This window comes from Erwinia sp. MYb416 (assembly GCF_037479575.1).
GTDB lineage: Bacteria > Pseudomonadota > Gammaproteobacteria > Enterobacterales > Enterobacteriaceae > Erwinia > Erwinia rhapontici.
In genome coordinates this window covers 1-524 of record NZ_JBBGYT010000279.1, presented here as the reverse complement: position 1 = coordinate 524, position 524 = coordinate 1, and the positions used below count along the sequence as shown (strand labels likewise).

The following is a 524-nucleotide window of genomic DNA, read 5'->3' as shown; positions in this document are numbered from 1 at the left end:
GGACAACGGGTTTACCATGCCGTTTCCCGACGCTGTATGCTGTCGCTTCATCCGCAGATAAATGCACATACTGGCGCGATCCAGGGATTAATCCCTGTATTAGTATCGACTCAAGAAACCGTGTGGCCGTGCCGTGGTATAAAACGTCAGGAGGCGTGCTTTCTTGATAATTGATATCAACCTGCTGTGATGAATGTCCCTGTACGGCTCGGATCTTCAATCCATCTTCTGAGAGTGAAAATCGTTTCTTATCACTGCTTTCAACAATGGACAGAATAGTCTCTCGAGTGAGGTTTTTACTGTCATTTTTTGCACAGGCAATCAATGTATCGATATCTGTCCAACCTTCGCTATCTAATGTTAAACCAATAGATTCAGGTTGATGGCGTAAAACATAACTTAAAAATTTGCTGATGTCTGAGTGTTTTTTACTCATGATCTTTAATCTCAATGAAGACACTTTACGCTGATTCTGCATGATGAAATTTTTCTGCGCCAGAGCGATAGGGTAATAAATGTAAATC

General features: G+C 41.6%; 1 protein-coding gene. It reads right to left on the bottom strand.

Annotation, left to right across the window (positions count from 1 at the left end; all coding sequences use genetic code 11):
• Positions 1-436: RNA 2'-phosphotransferase (locus WH277_RS02500; protein WP_339504228.1), on the bottom strand; the 436-nt coding region annotated here is incomplete at its 3' end.
• Positions 437-524: the final 88 nt, after the last annotated feature.